The 23,855-nt window shown below is 65.3% G+C and carries 25 protein-coding genes; 12 read left to right on the top strand and 13 right to left on the bottom strand.

Going from position 1 to position 23,855, the window contains the following annotated elements; translation table 11 throughout:
* Positions 1 to 26: 26 nt before the first annotated feature.
* The 4 genes from KUV49_RS11170 to KUV49_RS11155 form a co-directional block, all read right to left on the bottom strand.
* Positions 27 to 1,364, bottom strand: a complete 1,338-nt coding sequence (locus tag KUV49_RS11170; protein ID WP_222450016.1) for an FMN-binding glutamate synthase family protein — start codon at positions 1,362 to 1,364, stop codon at positions 27 to 29.
* A gap of 12 nt (positions 1,365 to 1,376) precedes the next feature.
* Positions 1,377 to 2,048: a GXGXG domain-containing protein gene (locus tag KUV49_RS11165; protein WP_222450015.1), complete on the bottom strand. Its 672-nt coding sequence runs from the start codon at positions 2,046 to 2,048 to the stop codon at positions 1,377 to 1,379.
* A 1-nt stretch (position 2,049) separates the two neighbouring features.
* Positions 2,050 to 2,943, bottom strand: coding sequence for a class II glutamine amidotransferase (locus KUV49_RS11160; protein WP_222450014.1), 894 nt, complete (start codon positions 2,941 to 2,943; stop codon positions 2,050 to 2,052).
* An 85-nt stretch (positions 2,944 to 3,028) separates the two neighbouring features.
* Positions 3,029 to 3,661 carry a helix-turn-helix domain-containing protein gene (locus KUV49_RS11155; protein ID WP_222450013.1) on the bottom strand — a complete coding sequence of 211 codons (633 nt, stop codon included), beginning with the start codon at positions 3,659 to 3,661 and terminating at the stop codon, positions 3,029 to 3,031.
* Between the two features lie 197 nt (positions 3,662 to 3,858).
* Here KUV49_RS11155 and KUV49_RS21495 point away from each other — a divergent pair, with 197 nt between their 5' ends.
* Positions 3,859 to 3,984 carry a hypothetical protein gene (locus KUV49_RS21495; RefSeq protein ID WP_261391162.1) on the top strand — a complete coding sequence of 42 codons (126 nt, stop codon included), beginning with the start codon at positions 3,859 to 3,861 and terminating at the stop codon, positions 3,982 to 3,984.
* Between the two features lie 70 nt (positions 3,985 to 4,054).
* Here the strand turns inward: KUV49_RS21495 and ndk are convergent, their stop codons facing one another.
* Positions 4,055 to 4,477: a nucleoside-diphosphate kinase gene (ndk, locus tag KUV49_RS11150; protein WP_222450012.1), complete on the bottom strand. Its 423-nt coding sequence runs from the start codon at positions 4,475 to 4,477 to the stop codon at positions 4,055 to 4,057.
* A 132-nt stretch (positions 4,478 to 4,609) separates the two neighbouring features.
* Here ndk and KUV49_RS11145 point away from each other — a divergent pair, with 132 nt between their 5' ends.
* Genes KUV49_RS11145 through KUV49_RS11135 form a run of 3 tightly spaced genes read left to right on the top strand, consistent with a single transcriptional unit; the run spans position 4,610 to position 7,748 of the window.
* Positions 4,610 to 6,475: an ABC-F family ATP-binding cassette domain-containing protein gene (locus tag KUV49_RS11145; protein ID WP_222450011.1), complete on the top strand. Its 1,866-nt coding sequence runs from the start codon at positions 4,610 to 4,612 to the stop codon at positions 6,473 to 6,475.
* Positions 6,476 to 6,520: 45 nt separating this feature from the next.
* On the top strand, positions 6,521 to 7,141 hold the full coding sequence (locus KUV49_RS11140; protein WP_222450010.1) for a MarC family protein: 621 nt from the start codon (positions 6,521 to 6,523) through the stop codon (positions 7,139 to 7,141).
* Positions 7,142 to 7,166: 25 nt separating this feature from the next.
* Positions 7,167 to 7,748, top strand: coding sequence for a TIGR02281 family clan AA aspartic protease (locus KUV49_RS11135; protein WP_222450009.1), 582 nt, complete (start codon positions 7,167 to 7,169; stop codon positions 7,746 to 7,748).
* Positions 7,749 to 7,763: 15 nt separating this feature from the next.
* Here KUV49_RS11135 and KUV49_RS11130 read toward each other — a convergent pair whose 3' ends face one another.
* On the bottom strand, positions 7,764 to 8,219 hold the full coding sequence (locus KUV49_RS11130) for a DNA polymerase III subunit chi (RefSeq protein WP_222450008.1): 456 nt from the start codon (positions 8,217 to 8,219) through the stop codon (positions 7,764 to 7,766).
* Positions 8,219 to 9,691 (bottom strand): leucyl aminopeptidase, encoded by a 1,473-nt coding sequence (locus KUV49_RS11125; RefSeq protein ID WP_222450007.1) that lies wholly within the window; start codon positions 9,689 to 9,691, stop codon positions 8,219 to 8,221. Before KUV49_RS11125 ends, KUV49_RS11130 begins: the two co-directional genes overlap by 1 nt.
* 193 nt (positions 9,692 to 9,884) lie before the next feature.
* On the opposite strand from KUV49_RS11125, the gene lptF reads away from it, so the two are divergent.
* Genes lptF through rsmA form a run of 6 tightly spaced genes read left to right on the top strand, consistent with a single transcriptional unit; the run spans position 9,885 to position 17,385 of the window.
* A complete protein-coding gene (lptF, locus tag KUV49_RS11120; protein WP_222450970.1) occupies positions 9,885 to 11,024 on the top strand; it encodes an LPS export ABC transporter permease LptF in 1,140 nt (379 codons plus the stop codon).
* Entirely contained in the window at positions 11,021 to 12,112 is a 1,092-nt protein-coding gene (gene lptG / locus KUV49_RS11115; protein ID WP_222450006.1) for an LPS export ABC transporter permease LptG, read from the top strand. Before lptF ends, lptG begins: the two co-directional genes overlap by 4 nt.
* Positions 12,109 to 14,331 (top strand): LPS-assembly protein LptD, encoded by a 2,223-nt coding sequence (locus KUV49_RS11110; RefSeq protein ID WP_222450005.1) that lies wholly within the window; start codon positions 12,109 to 12,111, stop codon positions 14,329 to 14,331. The genes lptG and KUV49_RS11110 overlap by 4 nt, the downstream gene beginning before the upstream one ends.
* Positions 14,332 to 14,366: 35 nt before the next feature.
* Entirely contained in the window at positions 14,367 to 15,569 is a 1,203-nt protein-coding gene (locus tag KUV49_RS11105) for a peptidylprolyl isomerase (RefSeq protein ID WP_315899500.1), read from the top strand.
* Positions 15,566 to 16,549: a 4-hydroxythreonine-4-phosphate dehydrogenase PdxA gene (gene pdxA, locus KUV49_RS11100; RefSeq protein ID WP_222450003.1), complete on the top strand. Its 984-nt coding sequence runs from the start codon at positions 15,566 to 15,568 to the stop codon at positions 16,547 to 16,549. Before KUV49_RS11105 ends, pdxA begins: the two co-directional genes overlap by 4 nt.
* Positions 16,546 to 17,385: a 16S rRNA (adenine(1518)-N(6)/adenine(1519)-N(6))-dimethyltransferase RsmA gene (gene rsmA, locus KUV49_RS11095; protein WP_222450002.1), complete on the top strand. Its 840-nt coding sequence runs from the start codon at positions 16,546 to 16,548 to the stop codon at positions 17,383 to 17,385. Before pdxA ends, rsmA begins: the two co-directional genes overlap by 4 nt.
* Before the next feature lie 70 nt (positions 17,386 to 17,455).
* Here the strand turns inward: rsmA and KUV49_RS11090 are convergent, their stop codons facing one another.
* The 3 genes from KUV49_RS11090 to prfA form a co-directional block, all read right to left on the bottom strand.
* Positions 17,456 to 18,022 carry a DUF4167 domain-containing protein gene (locus KUV49_RS11090; RefSeq protein ID WP_222450001.1) on the bottom strand — a complete coding sequence of 189 codons (567 nt, stop codon included), beginning with the start codon at positions 18,020 to 18,022 and terminating at the stop codon, positions 17,456 to 17,458.
* 210 nt (positions 18,023 to 18,232) lie between these two features.
* Complete coding sequence (prmC, locus tag KUV49_RS11085; RefSeq protein ID WP_222450000.1) at positions 18,233 to 19,081, bottom strand: peptide chain release factor N(5)-glutamine methyltransferase; 849 nt, start codon at positions 19,079 to 19,081, stop codon at positions 18,233 to 18,235.
* A complete protein-coding gene (prfA, locus tag KUV49_RS11080; protein WP_222449999.1) occupies positions 19,078 to 20,127 on the bottom strand; it encodes a peptide chain release factor 1 in 1,050 nt (349 codons plus the stop codon). Before prfA ends, prmC begins: the two co-directional genes overlap by 4 nt.
* Positions 20,128 to 20,189: 62 nt before the next feature.
* Between prfA and KUV49_RS11075 the strand changes: the two genes are divergently transcribed.
* Entirely contained in the window at positions 20,190 to 20,411 is a 222-nt protein-coding gene (locus KUV49_RS11075) for a hypothetical protein (protein ID WP_222449998.1), read from the top strand.
* Here KUV49_RS11075 and KUV49_RS11070 read toward each other — a convergent pair.
* Genes KUV49_RS11070 through KUV49_RS11060 form a run of 3 tightly spaced genes read right to left on the bottom strand, consistent with a single transcriptional unit; the run spans position 20,406 to position 22,976 of the window.
* Positions 20,406 to 20,813 (bottom strand): DUF1499 domain-containing protein, encoded by a 408-nt coding sequence (locus tag KUV49_RS11070; protein WP_222449997.1) that lies wholly within the window; start codon positions 20,811 to 20,813, stop codon positions 20,406 to 20,408. The two genes, KUV49_RS11075 and KUV49_RS11070, sit on opposite strands and share 6 nt — an antisense overlap.
* A 14-nt stretch (positions 20,814 to 20,827) precedes the next feature.
* A complete protein-coding gene (gene speB, locus KUV49_RS11065; protein ID WP_222449996.1) occupies positions 20,828 to 21,790 on the bottom strand; it encodes an agmatinase in 963 nt (320 codons plus the stop codon).
* Positions 21,791 to 21,806: 16 nt separating this feature from the next.
* Positions 21,807 to 22,976, bottom strand: coding sequence for a M20 aminoacylase family protein (locus tag KUV49_RS11060; RefSeq protein ID WP_222449995.1), 1,170 nt, complete (start codon positions 22,974 to 22,976; stop codon positions 21,807 to 21,809).
* Positions 22,977 to 23,040: 64 nt separating this feature from the next.
* On the opposite strand from KUV49_RS11060, the gene mazG reads away from it, so the two are divergent.
* Complete coding sequence (gene mazG / locus KUV49_RS11055; protein WP_222449994.1) at positions 23,041 to 23,853, top strand: nucleoside triphosphate pyrophosphohydrolase; 813 nt, start codon at positions 23,041 to 23,043, stop codon at positions 23,851 to 23,853.
* Positions 23,854 to 23,855 lie beyond the last annotated feature (2 nt).

Raw genomic sequence — 23,855 nt, 5'->3', positions numbered from 1 at the left:
CTTGTCGTTTTGATTTTTGTTGTCGATTACATACCGCCCTGCCCGGGAATCCAAGTGGTTCCCGCCAAAGGCACCCGCGCCATGGCGGCGGCCTCCACGGTAAGGGCTTGTAAATCTTCTGGCTCCAGATTGTGCACATGGTTCTTGCCACAGGCCCGGGCCAGCGTCTGTGCCTCCAGCGTCAGAACCTTGAGGTAATTGTTCAGCCGCCGCCCGGCCTCGACCGGGTCCAGGCGTTTCGACAATTCCGGGTCCTGGGTGGAAATGCCCGCCGGGTCGCGGCCTTCGTGCCAGTCGTCATAGGCCCCGGCGGTGGACCCGAGCGCGTTGTACTCGGCCTCCCACTTGGGGTCGTTGTCGCCGATGGCCACCATAGCGGCCGTGCCGATGCTGACCGCATCCGCGCCAAGCGCCAGAGCCTTGGCGACGTCCGCGCCGGTGCGGATGCCGCCCGAGACGATCAGCTGCACCTTGCGGTGCATGCCCAGTTCCTGCAGCGCGGCCACGGCCTCGCGGATACACGCCAATGTCGGGATGCCGACATGCTCGATAAAGACGTCCTGCGTGGCCGCCGTGCCGCCCTGCATGCCGTCGATCACAACCACGTCCGCCCCGGCCTTCACGGCCAACGTCGTGTCGAAGAACGGGCGCGCCGCGCCGACCTTGACGTAGATCGGTTTTTCCCAGCCAGTGATCTCGCGCAGCTCGAGGATCTTGATCTCCAGATCATCTGGCCCTGTCCAGTCCGGGTGCCGACAGGCCGAGCGCTGGTCGATCCCCTTGGGCAGGGTGCGCATCTCGGCCACGCGGTCCGAGATTTTCTGGCCCAACAGCATCCCGCCGCCACCGGGCTTGGCGCCCTGGCCCACGACCACCTCGATAGCATCGGCCTTGCGCAGATCGACCGGGTTCATGCCATAACGGCTTGGAAGGTATTGATACACAAGCGTTTTAGACTGGCCACGCTCCTCGGGCGTCATGCCGCCATCGCCCGTGGTGGTCGAGGTTCCGGCCATGGACGCGCCACGCCCCAGCGCCTCTTTCGCCTGCGCCGACAGCGCGCCGAAACTCATGCCAGCGATGGTGATCGGGATCTTCAGCTCGATCGGCTTCTTGGCATAGCGCGTGCCCAGCACCACGTTCGTGTCGCAGCGCTCCCGGTAGCCTTCCAGCGGGTAGCGCGACATCGACGCACCCAGGAACACCAGGTCGTCGAAATGCGGCACCTTCCGTTTGGCCCCGCCGCCGCGAATGTCGTAGATGCCGGTGGCCGCCGCGCGCCGGATTTCGGCGTTAACGTCCGGCGTGAAGGTATTGGAATATCTCGGCAAAGTCCGCGGAGCGGATTTTTGATTGTCGCTCATTCGTCCGTCTCCTCAATAGGCGTTGTCGATGTTGAAATTATACAGCGTCCGGGCCGAGCCATAGCGCTTGAACTCGGACGGATCGGCGTCGATCCCGGCCTTGTCCAGCAGTTCGGTCAGCTTCTCGAGATGCTCGGGCCGCATCTCCTTTTCGATGCAGTCGGCGCCCAGGCTTTTGACGCTGCCGCGCACGAACAGCTTCGCCTCGTAGAGCGAGTCGCCAAGCGCGTCGCCCGCATCGCCGCAGACCACCAGGTGCCCCGCCTGCCCCATGAAGGCCGACATATGCCCCACATTGCCGCCCACCACGATGTCGATCCCCTTCATCGAGATCCCGCAGCGCGACGAGGCGTTGCCCTTGATCACCAGCAGCCCACCATGCCCGGTCGCCCCGGCATACTGGCTGGCATCGCCCTCGACGATCACGGTTCCGCTCATCATGTTCTCGGCCACGCCGGGGCCGACATTGCCAGCCACGCGAACCGTCGCCTGCTGGTTCATGCCCGCGCAGTAATAGCCGGTCGATCCCTTCACGGTCACATCCAGCGGCGCGTCCAGCCCCACGGCAATCGCATGGCTGCCGCGCGGATTGACGACTTCCCAGCCGGTCTCGTTGCCGCTGGCCCCTTGCAGCGTGGCATTCAGCCCACGCAGCCCGTCCGCTTCCAAGTCATATATCTGCATGTCAGTGGCTCCAGAAATAAACGGTGGCCGGCTCGGGCTCCCACACGCGGGCATCCTCGATCCCCGGCAGGTTCACCAGCGCGCGATACTCGCTGCCGAAGGCCACGTATCGATCGGTTTCGGCCATCACGGCCGGTTTGCAGGCAATGGGATCGCGCAGCACGCCGAACCCGTCCTTGGTGCCGACGACAAAAGTGTAAAAGCCGTCCAGGTCCGCCAGCCCCGCCTCCAGCGCTTCGCCAAGCGTATGACCTTGCTGCATTTTCCACGTCAGGTAGGCCGCGGCGACCTCGGTGTCGTTCTGCGTCTCCACCTCGATCCCCTCACGCGCCAGTTGCCGGCGCAGCGCGTTGTGATTGCTGAGCGACCCGTTGTGGACAAGGCACTGATCCGCGCCCGTCGAAAACGGATGCGCGCCCAGCGTGGTCACCGCGCTTTCGGTCGCCATGCGGGTATGCCCGATGCCGTGGCTGCCGGTCAGCTTGGGAATGTCGAAGCGTTTCGCCACGTCCCCCGGCAGGCCGACTTCCTTGTAGATCTCGATGATATCGCCCGCGCTCATGACCCGGATATCCGGGCGCAGCCGCTTGACCGCCTGCCGCGCCGCCGACACCTTGTCCTGCGGCAAATCCAGCACCGCGTGAGTGTCGATCACCCGCTGGCTGATACCGGCACCCACCTCCTTGCCGATCTCTTCGGCAAGGCCCTCGAACTGGCTTGGCTCGGCAGCCTGCAGGGTCAGCTTCGCCTGCCCGTCGCGATCCGTGCCGTAGACGGCGATACCTGCGCTGTCGGGCCCTCGGTCGGACATGGTGATCAGCATGTCGGTCAGCATTTCGCCCAAGCACGGCTCAAGCGTCTTGTCCTTCAGGAACAGTCCAACGATTCCACACATATCGGTGTCTCCTATGTTGCAGAGACGCTAATACGGCGGGAAAGAATACGCAATGGGGTGAATTAAATATTCTTGTGGGGAATATTCATCGTTCGCCCTGCGGATAAGAGATCACCGACAGGTAGCGGATCGGCAGGCTCAGCAATTCGTCGGGGCCATGCGGCGCGTCGGCATCGAAAAACAGGCTGTCGCCGGGCCGAAGGTGAAATCGCTGGTCGCCATGGCGATACCCCACCTCGCCCTCCAGAATATAGAGCAGCTCTATTCCGTCGTGCTGAAAGGTGGGAAAGACGTCCGATGCCTCGTTTAGCGTGATCAGATAGGGTTCCACCACGACACCGCTGTTGTTGGCGCCGATGTGGCCCAGAAGGTTGTACTGATGCCCCGCCCGCGTACCGGCGCGCTCCATCTCGACGGCCTCGCCCGCCTTGACATGCACCACCTCGCGCCGCTCCTCGAACCGGCGGAAGAAGGCCGTGATCGGCACACTCAACGCGGTCGACAGCGCCTGCAACGTGGTCAGCGACGACGATGTGACGCCGTTCTCGATCTTCGACAGCATCCCGACGGACAGGCCCGTGACGTCCGACAGGTCCGACACCGTCATGCCGCGGGTCTTACGGAACTCGCGCACGGCCCGCCCGATGGCGGTTTCCAGGTTCATGTCCTGATGCTCACGAACCTTGTGCGGGTCCTGATTCAGCTTTCCGGGGGCCATGGTGTCTGCACTTTTCTCGTTTCGGAACTTACCCTTGCACGGTCTTGGGCGCGATTACGATACAAATTTCACGGCGAACGCCGCAATCCCGCCACATTTCGGCCCAACTTAAGTCCATGTTGACGGCAACCCTGTTCGGATAACCAGGCGCCGGTCGGCGCTGTCCGGCCGGTCTGACCCAAAAAAGGAGCAGGCACATGGCAACGACCCCCGACCTTCCCCAGAAGTCGCAGAAACCCGCACCGACACCGCGCAACGTCGTGCGCAAGGACGCCAAGGTGATCATCTCGAAGCAGGTCTTCACCGACTTCGCTGCGATCTGAAGCGCCCGGCGCAGACAAAAACGGCGCAATCCGAAGATCACGCCGTCTTTCATCTTCTGTCTCGGTCCGGTCAGCCGACCAGTTCAAGTCCCGAGAAGAAATAGGCGATTTCCACCGCAGCCGTTTCCGGCGCGTCGGACCCGTGAACCGAGTTCTCGCCGACCGACTCCGCGAATTCCGCGCGGATCGTGCCCGGGGCCGCATCGGCGGGGTTCGTGGCCCCCATCACTTCGCGGTTCTTGGCAATGGCACCCTCGCCTTCCAGCACCTGCACGACGACCGGCTCGGACGCCATGAACTCGCACAGTTCGTCGTAGAACGGACGCTCGGAATGCACGGCGTAGAACACACCGGCTTGCGCCTTGCTGAGGTGAATCCGCTTCTGCGCGACGATGCGCAGGCCGGCATCCTCGAACTTGGCGTTGATCTTGCCGGTCAGGTTGCGTTTGGTGGCATCGGGTTTGATGATGCTGAGCGTGCGTTCCACAGCCATTGTAGCCTCTTTTCGTCAGTGTCGTGGCGCAAACCCCATGCCTGCGCCGTTGTTCGGCGCCCCGATAGCATGGGGGTGCATGATTGAAAAGCTGCGATTGACGGCGCGGGCGCGATACGGCATGCGGTGCGCATGTTGCGTCTTGATGACATAAGTTTCTCGGTCGCCGGCCGCCCCCTGATCGAGGGTGCATCGGCCGTGATCCCTGCGGGCCACAAGGTGGGTCTGGTGGGCCGCAACGGCACCGGCAAGACCACGCTTTTCCGCATGATCCGGGGCGAGCTGCCGCTGGACACGGGCACGATCTCCCTGCCCGAACGCGCCCGCATCGGCGGCGTCGACCAGGAGGTGCCGGGCAACGAGGTGTCGCTGATCGACACCGTTCTGGCCGCCGACACCGAGCGCAGCGCCTTGATGGCAGAGGCCGAGACGTCGACGGACGGCACGCGGATCGCCGAGATCCAGACGCGCCTGGCCGATATCGACGCCTGGAGCGCCGAGGCCCGTGCGGCGACCATCCTCAAGGGTCTGGGGTTCACCGACGAAGAACAGGCCCAGCCCTGCTCGGCCTTCTCGGGCGGCTGGCGGATGCGCGTGGCACTGGCCGCGGTGCTTTTCACCGCGCCGGACCTCTTGCTGCTCGACGAGCCCACGAACTATCTCGATCTCGAAGGCGCGCTCTGGCTGGAAAGCTATCTGGCGCGCTATCCCCATACCGTTCTGGTCATCAGCCACGACCGCGGGCTCTTGAACCGTGCCGTGGGGGCCATCCTGCATCTGGAAGACCGCAAGCTGACGCTCTACCAGGGCGGCTACGACACCTTTGCGGAAACCCGCGCCGCACGGCTCGCCAATGCCGAGGCCGAGGCGAAAAAGCAGGAGGCGCGCCGCGCCCACCTGCAATCCTATGTCGACCGCTTCCGCTACAAGGCGGACAAGGCGAAGCAGGCCCAGTCCCGCATCAAGGCGCTGGAGAAGATGAAGCCGATCTCGCGTCCGCAAGAGGCCGCGCTGCGCCGCTTCACCTTCCCCGAGCCCGACCAGTTGTCGCCGCCGATCCTGAGGCTGGACAATGTCGCCACTGGCTATGACGGCGTGCCGGTCTTGCAACGCCTGACGCTGAGGATCGACCAGGACGACCGGATCGCGCTTCTGGGGCGCAATGGCGAAGGGAAGTCCACGCTTTCCAAGCTGTTATCGGGTAAACTTGAGGTTCTGGACGGCAAGAAACACGCCGCCTCGAAACTGCGCGTCGGCTATTTCGCGCAACACCAGGTGGACGAGTTGCATCTTGATGAGTCCCCGCTCGATCACATCCGCCGCCTTTATCCCGATGACGGCCAGGCCAAGCTGCGCGCGCGGCTGGGCGGCTTCGGCATCGGCGCGGAACAGGCCGACACATTGGTGGCGAAACTCTCGGGCGGGCAGAAGGCCCGGCTGTCGCTGATGCTGGCCACGATCGACGCGCCGCACATGCTGATCCTCGACGAGCCGACCAACCATCTCGATATCGAGAGCCGCGAGGCGCTGGTCGAGGCGCTGACGGACTACACCGGCGCGATCATCCTCGTCAGCCACGACATGCACCTGCTGGAACTGGTGGCCGACCGGCTGTGGCTGGTCAAGGACGGCACGGTAAAGCCTTACGAGGGCGACCTGCAAACCTATCGCGCCGCCCTGCTGGACCAGAAGCCCCCGAAAAAGGAAGCGGCAACGGCGGCGGTGGAAAAGCCCGCGCCGAAGCCCAAACGCCCCCCTCGCGACACCGTTCTGGAGTTGCGGCATGACGTGAAGTCCTGCGAACAGCGCGTGGAAAAGCTGAACGTGATGCGCGACAAGATCGCGGCCAAGCTGGCCGATCCCACGATCTACAGCGATGCCAAGGCGAACGACATGGAAGCCTGGCAGCGCAAGTATGCCGAGGTGATGGAGGGACTCGACCGGGCCGAGGCGCTGTGGCTGGCCGCGCTGGAACGGCTGGACGCGGCGGAAAACTAGTCACAAGCGGTTTACAAGCCGCGCGTCGCATCGCAAACCGAGATCATGGACCCCAGTTTCCTCATCACCGCCTGGGTGGCGCTCTTCGTCATCATCGACCCGATCGGGATGACGCCGCTTTTCGTGGCGCTGACCCAGGGCGACAGCCCGGCACGCCGCCGCGCCATCGCCTTGCGCGCCTGCGTCGCCGGGGCGCTGATCCTGATCGTGTTCGCCAGCTTCGGCGAATCCGTGCTGGACTTCGTCGGCATTTCGATGCCCGCCTTCCGGATCGCGGGCGGGCTTCTGTTGTTTCTGACCGCGCTCGACATGTTGTTCGAACGGCGCACCAAGCGGCGCAAGGACCAGGCCGACGAGGAAGACGACCGCGACGACCCCTCGATCTACCCTTTGGCCATTCCGCTGATCGGCGGTCCGGGCGCGATCACCACCGTGATCCTGCTGGCCGGCCAGCAACCCGGGATCGAAGGGCTGGCCTGGGTCATCGGCGTGATGCTGAGCGTGGTGACGCTCGTGTTTCTGCTGTTCCTGACCGCGGGTCTGCTGGAACGCGCGCTGGGACGGACCGGCATCAACGTCATCACCCGCCTTCTGGGGATGTTGCTGGCCGCGCTGACGGTTCAGTTCGTGCTGGACGGATTGAAGGGGTTTGGGCTGGCGGGCTGACGCGCCGCTGCTTATATCTTGCGCCATGACCGGAGATGACACCGCCCGACTGATCTACCTCGCGCTGCTCGGCGCCGCAGTCGTCGCGTGGTTTTTCGCGCAGAACCGCACCTCGCTGGGCAAGAACATGCAATACGTCGTGGTCTGGGGTCTGATCTTCGTGGGCGCCATCGCCGCCGTCGGGCTTTGGGGCGACATCCGCAACACCGCAAGCCCCGCATCCTACACGACTTTGGGCGAAGATCAGATCGAGCTGCGCCGGGCGCTGGACGGGCATTACTATGTCACGGCCGAGGTGAACGGCGCCCCGGTGGATTTCGTGGTGGACACCGGCGCGACGCTGATCGTGCTGACCCGGGCCGATGCCGAGAGCGCCGGCCTGAACACGGACGACCTCGCTTTCATAGGCCGCGCCGGCACCGCCAACGGCATGGTCAGCACCGCGCCGGTGCGCCTGGACAGCCTGAAGATCGGCCCGCTGGAGGACCGCGGCATCGCGGCGTCGGTCAATGGCGGCGAACTGGACCGATCGCTTTTGGGCATGAGCTATCTCGAGCGGTTCTCGAACGTGCAGATTTCCGACGGGAAGATGATCCTGACCCGCTAAGCGGACCGCGCGCGTTCACGCCTCGGCTTTCTTCTCCCACCGGCCCGACTCCTCGGACCAGTATTGCGCCGAACACCCCGCGCCGGTCAGAGCCTTCCACTGGCCACGGGCGTGATTCAAGGCCTGATCGTCGTTCCCGTCGAACAGAATGCAGGTCCGTTCCAACGCTTGCACTTCTTCGGGCGTGACCTCGGCGCCGTCGACGCTCATGATGCAGACGGCGCCGTTGGTCGCCGCGCCGGTGCCCAGCAGGATCGGCTGGCGGGTATCATGCGGCCCGCCCGCGCGCCCGTGCGGAAGAAAGCCCTCCTCGGGTCCCAGCCACAGTTTTTCGTCCAGCCAGTCCAGCCGCGCCTCCTGCGTGCCGCGCACCAGCACGCGCCATCCCGCCCCGCGCGCCTTGTCCAGCAGCATCGGCAGCGTCGCCTCCAGCGGGCGGCGGGTCAGGTGATAGAAATAAACCGCGCCCATCACTCCCCTTCGTATTGATCGGCCACCAGCCGGTCGAGGCTCATGACGCCCCAGCCGGTCGAGCCCTTGGGGGCGAAATCCGTGTCCTTGGTCACGCGCGCCACGCCCGCGATATCAAGGTGGATCCAGGGCGTCCCGTCCTCGACGAAACGTTGCAGGAACTGTGCCGCGGTGATCGAGCCGGCGGGCCGTCCGCCCACGTTCTTCATATCGGCGATGTCGGACTTGAGCTGCTTGTCATAGGCCTCGCCCAGCGGCAGGCGCCAGGCCCCCTCGCCCTCGTTCTTGGCGGCCCGCAGGAACTTGTCGCAGAAATTGTCGTCGTTGGAAAAGACGCCGGCGTTTTCATGCCCAAGCGCGATGATCATCGCCCCCGTCAGCGTGGCAAGGTCGATGATCGCGGCGGGCTTGTAGGTCTGCTGTGCGTACCACAGCACATCGGCCAGAAGCAGGCGGCCCTCGGCATCGGTATTGATGATCTCGACCGTGTCGCCCTTCATCGACGTAAACACGTCACCGGGGCGATAGGCCTCGCCCGAGGGCATGTTCTCGACGAGCCCGACAAGGCCCACGACGTTGGCCTTGGCCTGGCGCAGCGCGAGGGCGCGCATGGTGCCGACGACCACGCCCGCGCCGCCCATGTCCATGGTCATGTCCTCCATGCCCGTGGGCACCTTCAGCGAAATGCCCCCGGTGTCGAAAACCACGCCCTTGCCGACCAGCGCCAGCGGCGCATCGCCGTCGCGCCCGCCGGACCATTCCATCACGGCGACCTTGGTGGGCGAAGCCGAGCCCTGCCCCACGGCGAGCAGCAGGCCCATGCCGTGTTTTTCCAGATCCTTTTCCTCCAGGATCGTGATCTTCAGCCCGAGGCTCTCCATCTCCTTGATCCGCTTGGCGAATTCGGTGGTGGTCAGGTGGTTCGCCGGTTCCGACACCAGGTCGCGCGTCATCAACACGCCCTCGGCCACCGCCAGGGCGGATTTCGCCGCCTCGGTGGCCTCGTCGGGCTTGCCGACCATGATTGAAACGGCGCCCGGTTCCTCGGGTTGCTTGGACTTGCGCGCGTCGAACGAGTAAGCCCGCAGTGCGATCCCCTGCGCCAGCTCGCCCAGCCGCCGCGCGGTGCCCGCCAGCACCAGAAGCGGCGCCTCGCCCTTCAGCTTGCCCAGGGCCGCACCGGCCTTGCGCGTCTCGACCGGGTCCGCCCCGCGCTCCAGGCACAGCACGTCCAGCGCCTTGGCTGCCAGGCCCGTGGGCCAGGCCAAGGTCACCACTTGCCCGGGTTTGGTCTTTTCCCACGCCTCGCTTTCCAGCAGGCGCTTGACCGCCCCCTTGGTCAGCCGGTTCACGCGCCGCGCACCGGGCCCCATCTTGCCGCTGGGCGTGACGATCACCGCGACGCGGCCTTCCGCTGCGGCAATGGCGTCGAGGTCCAGGTCGGTGAAGGTGACGGAAACGGGCGTGCTCATGGGATGCTCCTTGCGCGGAAATTGTCTGTCTTTCGCCACCAGACCTAGCGCCTCGCGAAGTGGAAGGCCAGTGCCGGCCGCAAACCGCCGGCCCGCGTCGCTTTATCGGTTTTCCCCCGCAATCAAATCGCATAACTTGCCGTGAAATGCTGCTAGACCGCGGGGGGAAAGCGTGACCAGATTCGACAGGTACATGCTGTCGCAATTCATGGTGCTGTTCGGGTTCTTCGCACTTGTGCTGGTGTCGATCTTCTGGATCAACAAGGCGGTGCGGATGTTCGACCGGCTGATCGGCGACGGCCAGCCTGCCTGGATCTTCCTCGAGTTCACCGCCCTGACCCTGCCCGGCGTAATCGGCGTGGTCCTGCCCATCGCGACCTTCGCCGGGGCGGTCTATGTCACCAACCGGATGACCACGGAGTCCGAGATGACGGTGATGCAGGCGACCGGCTATTCACCCTGGCGCCTGATCCGCCCGGTGCTGATCTACGGGATTCTCATCGCGCTCATGATGTCGGTGCTCAGCCACTACCTGATCCCGAAAAGCCTCGGCCAGCTGCGCCTGCGCCAGGCCGAGGTCAGCCAGAACATCACCGCCAAGCTCCTGACCGAGGGAGAGTTCCTGCACCCGGCCCCCGGCATCACCTTCTATATCCGCGACATCACGCCCGAAGGCGAATTGCGCGACGTCTTCCTGTCCGACCGGCGCAACGCGCAGACGCCGGTGACCTACACCTCGACCCAAGCCTACCTCGTTCAGGAAGGCGGCGGTACCAAACTGGTGATGGTCGAGGGGCTGGCACAGAACCTGCGCGCCGAGGGCAACCGCCTGTTCACGACCCATTTCGACGATTTTTCCTATGACATCAGCAGGCTCATTTCGCGCGATCCCACGAACCTGAACCGCGTGGACTTCGCGCTGACCGGCGACCTGCTCTTCCGCTCGGCCGAGATGGCCGAGATCACCGGCAGAACGGTGCCCGAGGTTCTCTACGAGGCGCATGGCCGTATTGCGCAGGCCCTGATGTGCATCGTCGCCGCCCTGATCGGGTTTGCCACGCTTCTGGTGGGCACCTACAGCCGGTTCGGCGTCTGGTGGCAGATCGTGGGCGCCTTCACCTTGCTGGTGATGATCAAGATGGTCGAGGGCGCCGTGTCGGGCGCGGTCCTTGCGAGCGCAACCGCCTGGCCCCTGATCTACCTGCCGACCGGCATCGGCGCGGGGCTGACCGTGATCCTGCTCTACCTTGCGGCGCATCCCGGCTTCGTGCGGCGGCTCTGGCCGTTCGGGCCGCGCCGCGGCTCCTCGGGCTCGGCGGAGGGCGCGGCATGATCCTGCACTATTATTTCGCCCGCAAGTTCCTGTGGACCTTCGTCGCCATCGCATCGGTCTTCGTGATCCTTCTGGCCTTGATCGACCTCGTGGACGAGCTCCAGGACTTTCCCGACCTGCCCTTCGTGGATGTGCTTGGCGTCGTATTGCTCAACGTGCCGCACGCCAATTACGAAATCCTGCCGCTGGTCGTGATCCTGTCCGCCGTCGCCCTCTTTCTGCGGCTGGCGCGATCGTCCGAACTGGTCGTGACGCGGGCCGCGGGCCGCTCGGCGCTGCGCAGCCTCGCCGCGCCCGTCACGGTGGCGGCGCTGATCGGGGTCTTGTCGATCACCATGCTCAACCCGCTCGTCGCGGCGGCGTCGAAACGCTACAACGACGTGGTGAACACCTACATGGGCGGCGGCACCAGCGTTCTGGCCATCGCGTCCGAGGGCCTGTGGCTGCGCCAGGGCAGTTCCGAGGGCCAGACCGTGATCCACGCCGCCCGCGCCAGTTCCGACGTCACCACGCTCTACGACGCGACATTCATCAACTTTTCCCCCGAAGGCGAGCCCGAGCAGCGCATCGTGGCCGAGACAGCCAGCCTCGAGGCCGGCCAGTGGGACCTGAAGAACGCCAAGATCTGGGATCTTTCCCCAGGCCGGAACCCAGAGGCGTCTGCCGAGGAGATCGCGCAGCTCGATCTTCCGTCGGCGCTCACGCAGGACCGTATCATCGACAGCTTCGGCAAGCCGGAATACATCTCGTTGTGGGACCTTCCCGCGTTCATCAATCAGCTGGAAGAGGCCGGATTCTCCGCCCGCAGATATGCCGTGTGGTTCCAGATGGAGCTGTCGCGCCCGCTCTTCCTGGTGGCGCTCGTCATGGTCGCCGCCGCCTTCACGATGCGGCACGCGCGGCTCAGCAACACCGGCGTCTCGGTGCTGATCGCGGTGATGCTGGGCTTTACCCTGCATTACATCCGCAACTTTGCGCAGATTCTTGGCGAAAACGGACAGATCCCGGTCTACCTTGCGGCCTGGGCCCCGCCGGTGGCGTCCTTCATGCTGGCGGCCGGCATCCTGCTGCACCTGGAGGACGGATGAGGCGCGGGCTGGGCATATGCGCGGTGCTGGCTGCACTTGCCTTCGGCCATGGCGGCGGGGCGGAAGCGCAAAGCCGCGTCGACGGCGCGCTGCCGGCCGGGTCAGGTGAGTCGGCGCAGCCGGCGGTGCTGGTGGCCGATGACGTGTTCCTCAACGGAAACGAGCAACTGGTCGCCACCGGCAATGTCGAGGCGCTCTACGACGGCCGCAGGCTCAAGGCATCACGGATCGTCTATGACCGGACAACCGAAACCCTGAGTGTCAGCGGACCGATCTCGTTGGAAGAAGCCGACGGCACCATGTTCGTTCTGGCCGACAGTGCGGAACTGGACCGCGAGATGCGCAATGGCCTGATGACCGGAGCCCGGATCGTGATGGACGACCAGATTCAACTGGCCGCCAACGAGCTGGCGCGGGTAAACGGCCGCTACAACCAGCTTTACAAGGCCGCCGTCACCTCGTGCCGGGTCTGCAACTCCCAGAGTCCACCGCTGTGGCAACTGCGCGCGCGCCGGGTCATTCACGACCAGCAGGAAAGACAGCTCTACTTTGATGGCGCCCAGTTCGAGGTGCTGGGCACTCCGGTCTTCTACCTGCCCCGCCTGCGGCTGCCCGATCCGACGCTGGAGCGCGCCACCGGATTCCTGGTGCCGACGCTCAACAACTCGTCACTTCTGGGCTTCGGGGCACGGGTGCCGTATTTCATCCGCATCGGCGATCACAAGGACCTGACCGTCACGCCCTATATCTCGACCGAAACCCGCACGCTGGAACTGCGCTACAGGCAAGCGTTCCGCAACGGCCTGGTCGAGGTCGAAGGCGCGCTCAGCGACGATGATATCGGCGGGCGCAGCTTCAAATCCTACGTGTTCGCCGAGGGCACCTTTGCCCTTCCGCGCGATTTCACCCTGCGCTTCGACATCGAAGCCGTGAATGACGACACCTACCTGCTGGATTACGGGTATTCCGGCAAGGACCGGCTGGACAGCGAGATCTCGGTCGAACGCGCCCGGCGCGACGAATACATCCGCGTGGCACTGACCGGGTTTCGGTCGCTGCGCGCCGGCGAGAGCAATTCGACCCTGCCCACGATCGTGTCGAACGGGGAATACGAAAAGCGCATCCAGCTGGCCTATGCGCCGGGCGGAGAGATTCGCCTCGGTTTTCTCAGCCACGCGCATTATCGCTCGTCAGACCTTGCGATCGACGGGCCCGATCTCGACCCCTTCGCCGATGGGCGCGACGTGGGGCGCTTCACGCTGAGCGCGGACTGGCACCGAAGCTGGACCCTTGGCCCCGGCGTGCTGGCCTCGGCGCAGGTGGGCCTGGCGGTCGACAGTTTCCACATAAGCCAGGCCGGTCTCACCAGCCAGTCGGACGCGGTCGAAGTCACGCCCTCCGCCTCGGTCGAGTTGCGCTGGCCGCTTGTGAAGGCCACCTCGAACGGTGCCACCCATGTCGTCGAGCCGGTGATGCAGCTGGCCTGGGTCGGGGGCAGCAACCCCTTTGTGCCCAACGACGAAAGCACGCGGATCGAATTCGACGAAGGCAACCTGTTCGCCACGTCCCGCTTTACCGCGCCGGACCGGCGCGAACGCGGCTTCAGCTCCGCCTACGGGCTAAGCTGGACCCGCTATGGCAACAAGGGCTGGCAAAGCACGTTCGCCGTCGGACAGGTGGTCCGCGACGAGGTGCAGCTCGATCCTGCCGGCGGGTTTGCCTTTACCAATTCCTCGGGCCTGCAGGACCGCTATTCGGACCTTCTGATCGCGGGACAATTCAAGACCGACGACGGCCTGGCCATCACCGCGCGCGGTCTTTTCGACGACGATTTCGTCACGACCAAGGCCGAGGCGCGGGCAAGCTGGCGCAACGACCGCGCCCAGGTGGGCGGCACCTATATCTGGCTGCGCAATGACGTGGCCGAGGCCCGGCCCAACAATATCTCCGAATGGGCGTTCGACGCGTCCTACCGCCTGTCCCGGCACTGGACCGGCAGCGCCGACTGGCGTTACGACGTGGCCAGCGACGAATCCGTCCGCGCCGGGATCGGGGTCACATACACCAACGAGTGCGTGGATATCTCGCTTTCGGCCTCGCGTCGGTTCACCTCTTCCACTATCCTCGTGCCATCGACCGATATCAGTTTCACGGTGGGGCTTCGTGGCTTCACCACCAAGACAAGAGACAAGAGTTACGTCCGGACATGCGAGCAATGATGCCAAGACCTTCCTTTATTTCCTCCGCGCTTCTCGTGCTGTTTGCAATTGCGGCCGGCACTTTTTCCGGCGCGGCGCAGGCGCAGCAAAATCCCTTCGAGGCCGTGATCAAGGTCAACGACCTGGCCATCACCCGCTACGAGCTCGCCCAGCGGGCGCGGATGCTCCAGCTGTTCCGCGCCCCGGGCAACCCGCAGAAACTGGCCCGCGAGCAGCTGATAGAGGACCGCCTGAAGCTGGACGCCGCCACCAACGCCGGTTTCGTCCTGGAAGATGAACAATTGATGGCCGGGATGGAGGAATTCGCCGGCCGCGCCAACCTGAGCGCCGAAGAGATGATCACATCCCTGGGACAGGCAGGCGTGGACGAATCGAGCTTTCGCGACTTCGTCCGAGCCGGGATGACGTGGCGCGAGTTCTCACGCGCGCGGTTCGCACCTCAAATCAACGTCGACGAAGAGGACATCGCCCGCGCCCGGCTGTCCTTCGGAAACCAGACCAGCGTGCGCGTGCTTTTGTCAGAGATCATCATGCCGCTGGGCAACGGCGACCCGCAAGCGATCCAGGACCGTGCCAACCAGATCAGCCAGTACACCACCGAGGCGGAATTCGCCGCCGCCGCGCGCCGTTACTCGGCCACGGAAAGCGCCGGCCGTGGCGGCCGCATGGAGTGGGTCGCGATCAACGATCTGCCCGAAGGTCTGCGCCCGGTGGTGCTGGGCCTTGCCCCGGGCGAGGTCAGCGATCCCTTGCCGCTGCAGGGGGCCATCGCGCTGTTTCAGCTGCGCGACATCGAGGAAACCGACCAGCCCGCGCGCGAGTACGAGGAAATCGAGTATGCCGCCTATTACATCGACGGCGGCCGCACGGAGCAGGCCCTGGCCCGCGCCGCCCGGATCGACGCCGATACCGACACCTGTGATGACCTCTACGGCATCGCTCACGGACAACCCGAGCAAGTGCTGGAACGCGGCAGCAAGGCACCAAGCGAAATCCCGGACGACATCCGTCTGGCGTTGACAAAGCTGGATCCGGGCGAAATATCGACCGCGGTGACCCGGTCGGGCGGTCAGACGCTGGTCCTGCTGATGCTGTGCAGCCGGACGCCCAAGACCGACGGCGAGGCGCCCGGCGTCGAGCAGCTCACCAATTTCATCCAAAGCCGCCGTCTGGACAGCTACGCCAGTGCCTATCTCGAGGAATTGCGGGCCGAAGCCCGGATCGTCGAACTGGAATGACCGCAAGGTCCGCCGCGCTGCCTGTCGCCATAAGCTGTGGCGAACCCGCGGGCATCGGGCCTGAAATCGCGGCCCGCGCCTGGCACGCGCTGAAAGACGAGGTGCCGGTCGTCTACCTGGGTGACCCGGACCACCTGCCCAAGGATGTGCCGGTTGCCCGGATCGACGCCCCGGAAGACGCGCCTCGATGCGCAGCAAGCGCCCTGCCGGTGCTCGCGCATCGCTTCGAGGGGCCTTTGACGCACGGGCGGCCAAACCCCGACCATGCCCGCTCGGTCATCGAGATGATATCGACGGCGGTCACCCTCCTGCAGCGCGGCGCCGTCAGCGCGCTTTGCACCGCGCCGATCCACAAGAAGGCGCTTCAGGACGGTGCGGGGTTCGCCTTTCCGGGACATACCGAGTTCCTGGCGGACCTGGCAGGTGCAAAGCATGTCGTGATGATGCTGGCCAGCGACCAACTGCGAGTCGTGCCCGCCACCATCCACATGCCACTATCTCAGGTGCCCGCCGCGTTGACACCGGACAGCCTCGAACAGACGATCCGCATCACCCATGCCGGTCTGATCCGAGACTTCGGAATCGTGGTTCCGCGCATCGCGGTTGCGGGGCTCAATCCCCATGCAGGCGAAGGCGGCAAGATGGGGCGTGAAGACATCGAGATCATCGCGCCCGTCCTGGACAAGCTGCGGGGCGAAGGCATGGACCTGCGCGGCCCGCTCAGCGCCGACACCATGTTTCACGCCGGCGCCCGAACCGGCTATGACGCGGCGATCTGCATGTATCACGACCAGGCGCTCATCCCGATCAAAACGCTGGATTTCGACCGCGGCGTCAACGTCACGCTGGGCCTGCCCTTCGTGCGCACCTCGCCCGATCACGGAACGGCACTGGATATCGCCGGAAAGGGCATGGCCAATCCGACCTCGATGATCGAAGCGGTCCGCCTGGCCGCCCGCATGGGCGCCGCCCGCGCATGAGCGCGATCGACTCGCTGCCCCCCCTGCGCGAGGTCATCGCCACGCACGGGCTGACCGCGCGCAAGTCGTTGGGGCAGAACTTTCTTCTGGATCTCAACCTGACAGCCAAGATCGCGCGTATGGCCGGTGACATCGGCACCGCCGATGTCCTGGAAATCGGCCCGGGCCCGGGCGGGCTGACCCGCGGATTGCTGGCCGAAGGCGCGCGCCGCGTTCTGGCGGTCGAGAAGGATGCGCGCTGCATCCCCGCGCTGAAGGATATCGCCGCCGCCTATCCCGGGCGGCTCGACATCATCAACGGCGACGCGTTGGAAATCGACGCGGCCGCTCTTTTGACGCCGCCCATCAAGATCGCGGCCAATCTGCCCTACAACGTGGGAACCGAACTCTTGGTGCGGTGGCTGACACCGGCCGCCTGGCCGCCTTTCTGGGACAGCCTGACGCTCATGTTCCAGCGCGAGGTGGCCGAGCGTATCGTCGCGCAACCGGGATCCAAGGCCTATGGCCGGCTGGCCGTCCTGGCCCAGTGGCGCAGCGACGCGCAGATCGTGCTGCAACTGCCGCCCGGGGCGTTCACTCCGCCACCGAAAGTGTCCAGCGCAGTCGTCCACATCAAGGCGCGGCAAACCCCGCGATTCGAGGCCGCCCCAAAGGTGCTGGAACGTGTCGTCGCCCGCGCCTTCAATCAGCGGCGCAAGATGATGCGGGCGGCGCTGAAGGGTCTTGCACCCGATATCGAGGATCGGTTGATCGCCTCAGGAATCAAGCCCACCGACCGGGCCGAAACCGTCGGCCTGGAACAGTTCTGCGCCCTTGCGCGCACGTTTGACGACTGAACCACGGAAACGCCCCGGATCGCGAACGCGGTCCGGGCAACGGGCGCGCGGCCCCAAGACTGACCGGGGGCTACTCTGCCGCGGCAGATGGCTCGGACCCGCCGTTATCGCCCTGCTCGCCGCCGCCACCGTCGTTGCCGCTGTCCGGCTTCTTGCGAGGCTTGCGGGCGCGCTTGGGTTTCTGCGGTTTGTCGTCCGACTGGCTTTCCGGGGTTTCCACCAGACCGCTGTCGCCGAAGGAATCGCTTTGCAACGAATCCGTTGACGCGTCGTTGCCGGCATCGCTCTCGCCGTTCGACTCGCGCTCCTGGCGCTGCGCGCGTTCGCGGTCGCGTTCGGCCTGACGCTCCCGGTTCTGGCGCTCCTGCTCTTCGCGCTTCTGATCCTGCTCCTTCTGGGCCGATCCCAGAAGCCGCAGGTAATGTTCGGCGTGTTGCTGGAAATTTTCGGTCAGAACCCGGTCGCCCGCCAATTGCGTGTCGCGGGCAAGCTGGTTGTACTTGTCGATGATTTGCTGCGGCGTGCCGCGCACCTTTCCCTCGGGGCCGGAACTGTCGAACACGCGGTTGACGACATTGCCCAGGGGCGAACGGTTGCGGTTGGACTTGTTCCGCGAACGTGACTTCGATGATCTCATAAGTGGTTGTCAGCCCTATTGCTTGAAGCGCTGTTTGTTCCGGGTGACGCCCCTTGCGTCTGTGAAGACCGGATCAATGTGCTGGCTTGAATTCACATACGGGTGTCGCAAGGACCCACGGCGTTGTGATACGTCCAGTAAACATGCCGCGACGGTTTTCACAAGGGCTTAGGTCGAATTTTCGGCAAAAACCATGCAAAACAGCCCGATTCAGGGGGGTCCAGCCGGCATCAAGCCGCCGACCACGCGGTCGCGCCCCTCTAAATCGCGCCTCACCGCGATCTCGCGAAAGCCCGCGGTTTCGAACAGCCGGGTCACATCCGCCGCTTGCGTGTGACCGATTTCCACCAGCAGGCGCCCGCCCGGGCGCAGATGCGCGGGGGCACCGGGCACGAGTCTCCTGTAAGCCTCGAGGCCGTCGCTTTCATCGGTCAGCGCGATCCGCGGCTCGTGCGACAGCTCGGGCGCAAGCCCCGCCATCTCGTCGACCGCGATATAGGGCGGATTGGACACGATGAGATCGAACCGGCCTTCGACCGCCTCGTACCAGTCCGAGCGCAAGAGCATCACGCGGCCGGCCAGGTTCAGACTGCGGGCATTGCGGTCGGCCACGGCAAGGGCCTCGGGCGAAATATCCGTGCCCACCCCCGCCGCGCCGGGCCGGGCCGCCAAGAGCGACAGCAGGATACATCCCGATCCCGTCCCGAGGTCCAGCACGTGCTCGAATGGCTGCTCCAAAGCGGCCTCGACCAGCGTTTCCGTATCGGAACGCGGGTCCAGAACCGCGCTGCTGACCTCGAAACGGTGGCGATAGAAGTCGCGCCACCCGGTCAGGTGGGTTAGCGGAACACGCGCGACGGTGCGGCGCTCAAGCAAGGTTTCCAGTCGCGCCATGGCAGCGGCCGGCGCTGCGTCCCGTGCCATCACGCTGATCCGCTCGGCCTGTGTTTCCAGGGCAAGAGCCACGAGGCTGCGCGCCTCGCGCGGCGCGTCCTCGATGCCCGCGGCCTTCAGCACGACCCCGGCGTGGCGCACAAGGTCGGTAACCGTCTGGCTCACCCTTCCATCTCCGCCAGCAGCGCCGCCTGCACATCGGCGGTCAGTGCGTCGATCACCTCGTCCAGATCGCCCTGCATCACCTGGTCCAGCTTGTAGAGCGTCAGGTTGATCCGGTGATCGGTCATGCGGCCTTGCGGAAAATTGTACGTGCGGATGCGCTCCGATCGGTCGCCCGAGCCCACCTGCGCCGCCCGGCTGGCCGAGCGTTCATCGTGCATCTTCTGCCGTTCCATGTCGAACAGGCGCGTCTTTAGCACCTGCATCGCGATCTCGCGGTTGCGGTGCTGGGATTTCTCGGAACTGGTGACGACGATTCCGGTGGGGATATGCGTGATCCGCACGGCGGAATCGGTGGTGTTCACGTGCTGGCCACCCGCGCCGGAGCTGCGCATCGTGTCGATCCGCAGGTCATTCGCGTCGATCTGGATATCCACGTCCTCGGCCTCGGGCAGCACGGCCACCGTCGCGGCAGAGGTATGGATGCGCCCGCCCGATTCCGTCTCGGGCACGCGCTGTACCCGGTGCACCCCGGATTCGAATTTCAGCCGCGCAAAGACGCCCTCGCCCTTGATGTTGGCCACGACCTCCTTCACCCCGCCCAGCTCGGTCTCGCTGTATTCGATGATATCGAAGGTCCAGCGCCTGCTTTCCGCATAGCGTTGGTACATGCGCAGAAGATCACCCGCGAACAGCGCCGCTTCCTCGCCACCCGTGCCGGGCCGGATTTCGATGATGGCAGGCCGCGCATCCGCCTTGTCGCGCGGCAGCAGCGCCAGTTGCAGACGCTCTTCCAGGCCCGGCCGCTGCTCTTCCAGCGCGTCCAGCTCCTCGGCGGCCAGTTCCTTCATTTCGGGATCGTCCAGCATGGCGCGGGCGCTCTCGATCCCGTCCAGCACCGCGTTGTAGGCGCGGATCTCCTCGACCACCGGGCGCAGTTCGGCGTATTCCCGGCCCAGCTGCGCGATATCGCCCGTGCCGGCCGACATCTGCGCCTCGATATACTCGAACCGCTGCGTGATCTCGCGAAGTTTGTCCAATGGCACCATTTGCGCGGTGTTGCCTATTCGTGGCGCTTGGTCAAGTCGCCAAGCTGTGCTAGCCTCGAGCCATGAAACGGATTTTCATCCTTCTCTTCGCACTGGCGCCCGTGCTGGCCTCGGCGCAGGGGAAAACCGTTGAATGTTATTGCACCGACAAGTCCGGGACACGGGTCGAGATGGGTGAGACGATCTGCTTGCAGGTCGACGGGCGCAGCTTCATGGCACAGTGCCAGATGTCGCTGAACGTGCCGATGTGGCGCAAGGTGTCCGACGGCTGCCTCAGCTCATAGCTGCGACAGCCACCCGTCCAGCCGCTTGGCGTTGACGCCGAGGTCCGACTTGCCGAACCGCGCCCTGCCGTAAAGCACGATCCGCCCGTCCCGCTGCGCGACCGTCGTGTAATCGGGAAACCCCCACAGAGCCGAGCGGGTGACATATGTGATCATCCCCTCGTTGACCGAACCCGCCAGAACTGTGGTACGCGACGTGTCGCGAATGATCGTGTCCAACCGGCTCAGTGTCTCGCCCGCGTCCGAGACAACGCGCACGGCGCTGCTCCGCCCGTCGCCCGGCTCAAGCCCGTCCGGCAGCACATGCCAGTCCTCCGCGTTTGAGGGCGCAAGCCGCACGTAGACGGCAAACGCGATCAGCGCCAACACCAGAACGACAAAGATCCGCGTGAGATAATACATGTCCGTTCCCTTTCCTATCGCCGCGCCCAACCCCAGAGGCACAGCATCTCCATCACCACATGCGCGCCGGCAATGGCCGTGGCCCCGGTGGTGTCAAAGGGCGGCGACACCTCGACCATGTCCCCGCCCACAAGGTTGATCCCCGCGATATCGCGCAGGATCGCGGCGGCCTGCCAGCTGGCCAGCCCCCCCCAGACCGGCGTGCCCGTCCCCGGCGCGAAGGCCGGGTCGAGACAGTCGATATCGAAGGTCATGTAGGTCGGCGCGTCGCCCAGAACCTCGCGGATACGCGCGGCCACGGCGGCGGGCCCCATCTCGTGCACCTCGCGCGCGGTCAGGGTCGGCACGCCCAGGTTATCCTCGTTCACCGTGCGGATCCCCACCTGGATCGAGCGTGCCGGGTCCACCAGCCCTTCCTTGACGGCCTTGTAGAACATGGTGCCATGGTCGATCCGCTCCATGTCGTCATCGGCCCAGGTGTCGGAATGCGCATCGAAATGCAGCAGCGACAGCACCCCGTATGTCTCGGCATAGGCCCGCAGGATCGGGAACGAGATATAATGATCGCCCCCGATCGCGATGCTGGCCGCCCCGCCCTTCAGGATGCCGCGGATATGCTCGGTCAGGGCGGCGGGAAACTCCGACACCTTGGCATAATCGAACGCCATGTCGCCGTAATCCACAATCGCCAGCGCCTCCAGCGGGCTGTAGCCGTCCCAGTAGATCGGCGAATCGAAAGGTTGCAGGCTCGACGCCTCGCGCACCGCCCGCGGACCAAGCCGCGTGCCGGTGCGATTGGTCACCGCCTGGTCGAACGGGATGCCGGTGATGGCCACGTCCACGCCGCTTAAATCCTTGCTGTACTTCCGCCGCAGAAAGGACGGCGCCCCGCCAAAGGCGTTCTCGAACGACAGCCCGCGCAAATCATTCCGCGTGAACGCCTGGTCGACCTGTTTCTTCGCATCCTCCAGCGCCATCCTTGCGCCCTCCTTATTATCCGTTCAGCGGCTGCGCCCGCTCTACCAGCCGGGCAAGGAACGACGCCCCCACCGGCGCCACCGCGTCGTTGAAGTCAAACCCGGGATGATGCAGCGCCGGCCCCTCGCCCTGTCCCAGGAACAGGTAGGCCCCCGGCCGCGCGTTCAGCATGAAGGCGAAATCCTCGGCCCCCATCTCGCGCTGCCGGTCGGTCTGCACCATGTCCGGGCCCGACACCTCGCCCGCCACTTCGGCGGCAAAACCCGTCTGGTCGGCATGGTTCACCGTCGCCGGATAGCCCGTCTCGATCCGCAAGGACGCCTCGACCCCGTAAGAGGCCGCCTGCCCCGCGATGATCTCTTCCAGCCGGGTATGCACCATCTGCTGCACCTCCGGGGCAAAGGTGCGGATCGTGCCGTTCACATAGGCCGTCTCGGGCACGATATTCTCGGCGCTGCCGGTGTGGATCTGGGTCACCGAGACGACCAGGTCCTGCAGCGCGTGATGGTTGCGGCTGACGATGGTCTGGATCGCCTGCACCATCCCCGCCGCCGCCACGACCGGATCGCGCGTCTCGTGCGGAAAGGCGCCGTGCCCGCCCTGCCCGGTGATGTCTATATGGAACGTGTCCACCGCCGCCATGATCGGCCCCGGCGTGGTGCTGAACCGCCCCTCGGCATCGCCCGGCATTGTGTGCAGCGCATAGACCTGCTCTATGCCGAACCGCTCCATGATCCCCTCCTCGACCATGATCCGCCCGCCGCCCGGCCCGGCCTCTTCGCTGGGCTGAAAGATCAGCGCGACTCGGCCTTTGAAGTTGCGCGTCTCGGCCAGGTAGCGCGCCGCGCCCAGCAGCATCGTCGTATGCCCGTCATGCCCGCAGGCATGCATCGCGCCCGGCGTTTCCGAGGCGTATGGCACGCCCGTCGTCTCGTGAATCGGCAACGCATCCATGTCGGCGCGCAGCCCGATGGTCGGCCCCGGCCCCTGCCCCTCTATCACCGCCACCACGCCACTTTGCGCAATCCCCGTCTCGATCTGGGTCACGCCGAACTCCCGCAACCGCTCGACGACAAAGGCGGCGGTCTGATGACAGTCGAACCCAAGCTCGGGCCGCTGGTGCAGATGCCTGCGCCACGCCGTCATGTCCTCGGCAAACCCTGCGATCCGGTTGATGATGGCCAAGCGTCTGGACTCCTCTTTGCTCTGCGGTCAGGGTCCACTCAACGCCAGAAAGAAGGACGGTGCAATGCCCGATGACCTGATCCATGACCCCAAGGGCGGGATGCCCCGGCTGCGCGCGATCATGCGCGCGTTGCGCGATCCCGACACCGGCTGCCCGTGGGACATCGAACAGGATTTCGGCACCATCGCCCCCTACACCATCGAGGAAGCCTACGAGGTCGCCGACGCCATCGAGCGCGGCCAGTGGTCCGAGCTGCGCGACGAACTGGGGGACCTCTTGTTCCAGTCCGTGTTCCACGCCCAGATCGCCGACGACAGGGGGCTGTTCGACTTCGACGACGTGGCCAACGGCATCGCCGACAAGATGGTCGCCCGCCACCCGCATGTCTTCGGCGACGAGAACCGCGACAAGTCCGCCGAGCAACAGACCCGCGACTGGGAAACCGTCAAAGCGGCCGAGCGGGCGGCCAAGGCCCAGACCGGCGTGCTCGACGGTGTGGCGGTCGGCCTTCCCGCCCTCATGCGCGCGGTAAAACTCCAGAAACGCGCGGCGCGTGTGGGCTTCGACTGGCCCGATGCCTCGCACGTCCTGGACAAGATCACCGAGGAAGCGCAGGAGCTGCAAGAGGCCGCGGACACGCTTGGCCCCGACGAGATCGAGGAGGAATTCGGCGATCTTCTCTTCGTCATGGCCAACTTGGCCCGGCACATGCAGGTCGACCCCGAACAGGCCCTGCGCCGCGCCAACGCCAAGTTCACCCGCCGGTTCCAGCGGATCGAGGCGTTGCTGGCCGAAGACGGCAAGTCCCCGCAGGAGTCGGACCTGGCCGAAATGGATGCCCTCTGGGACCGCGCCAAGTCCGAGGAAAAAGCCTGAGG

Source organism: Roseovarius atlanticus (assembly GCF_019802205.1).
Taxonomy (GTDB): domain Bacteria; phylum Pseudomonadota; class Alphaproteobacteria; order Rhodobacterales; family Rhodobacteraceae; genus Roseovarius; species Roseovarius atlanticus_A.
This window is presented reverse-complemented; position numbering and strand designations above follow the sequence as displayed.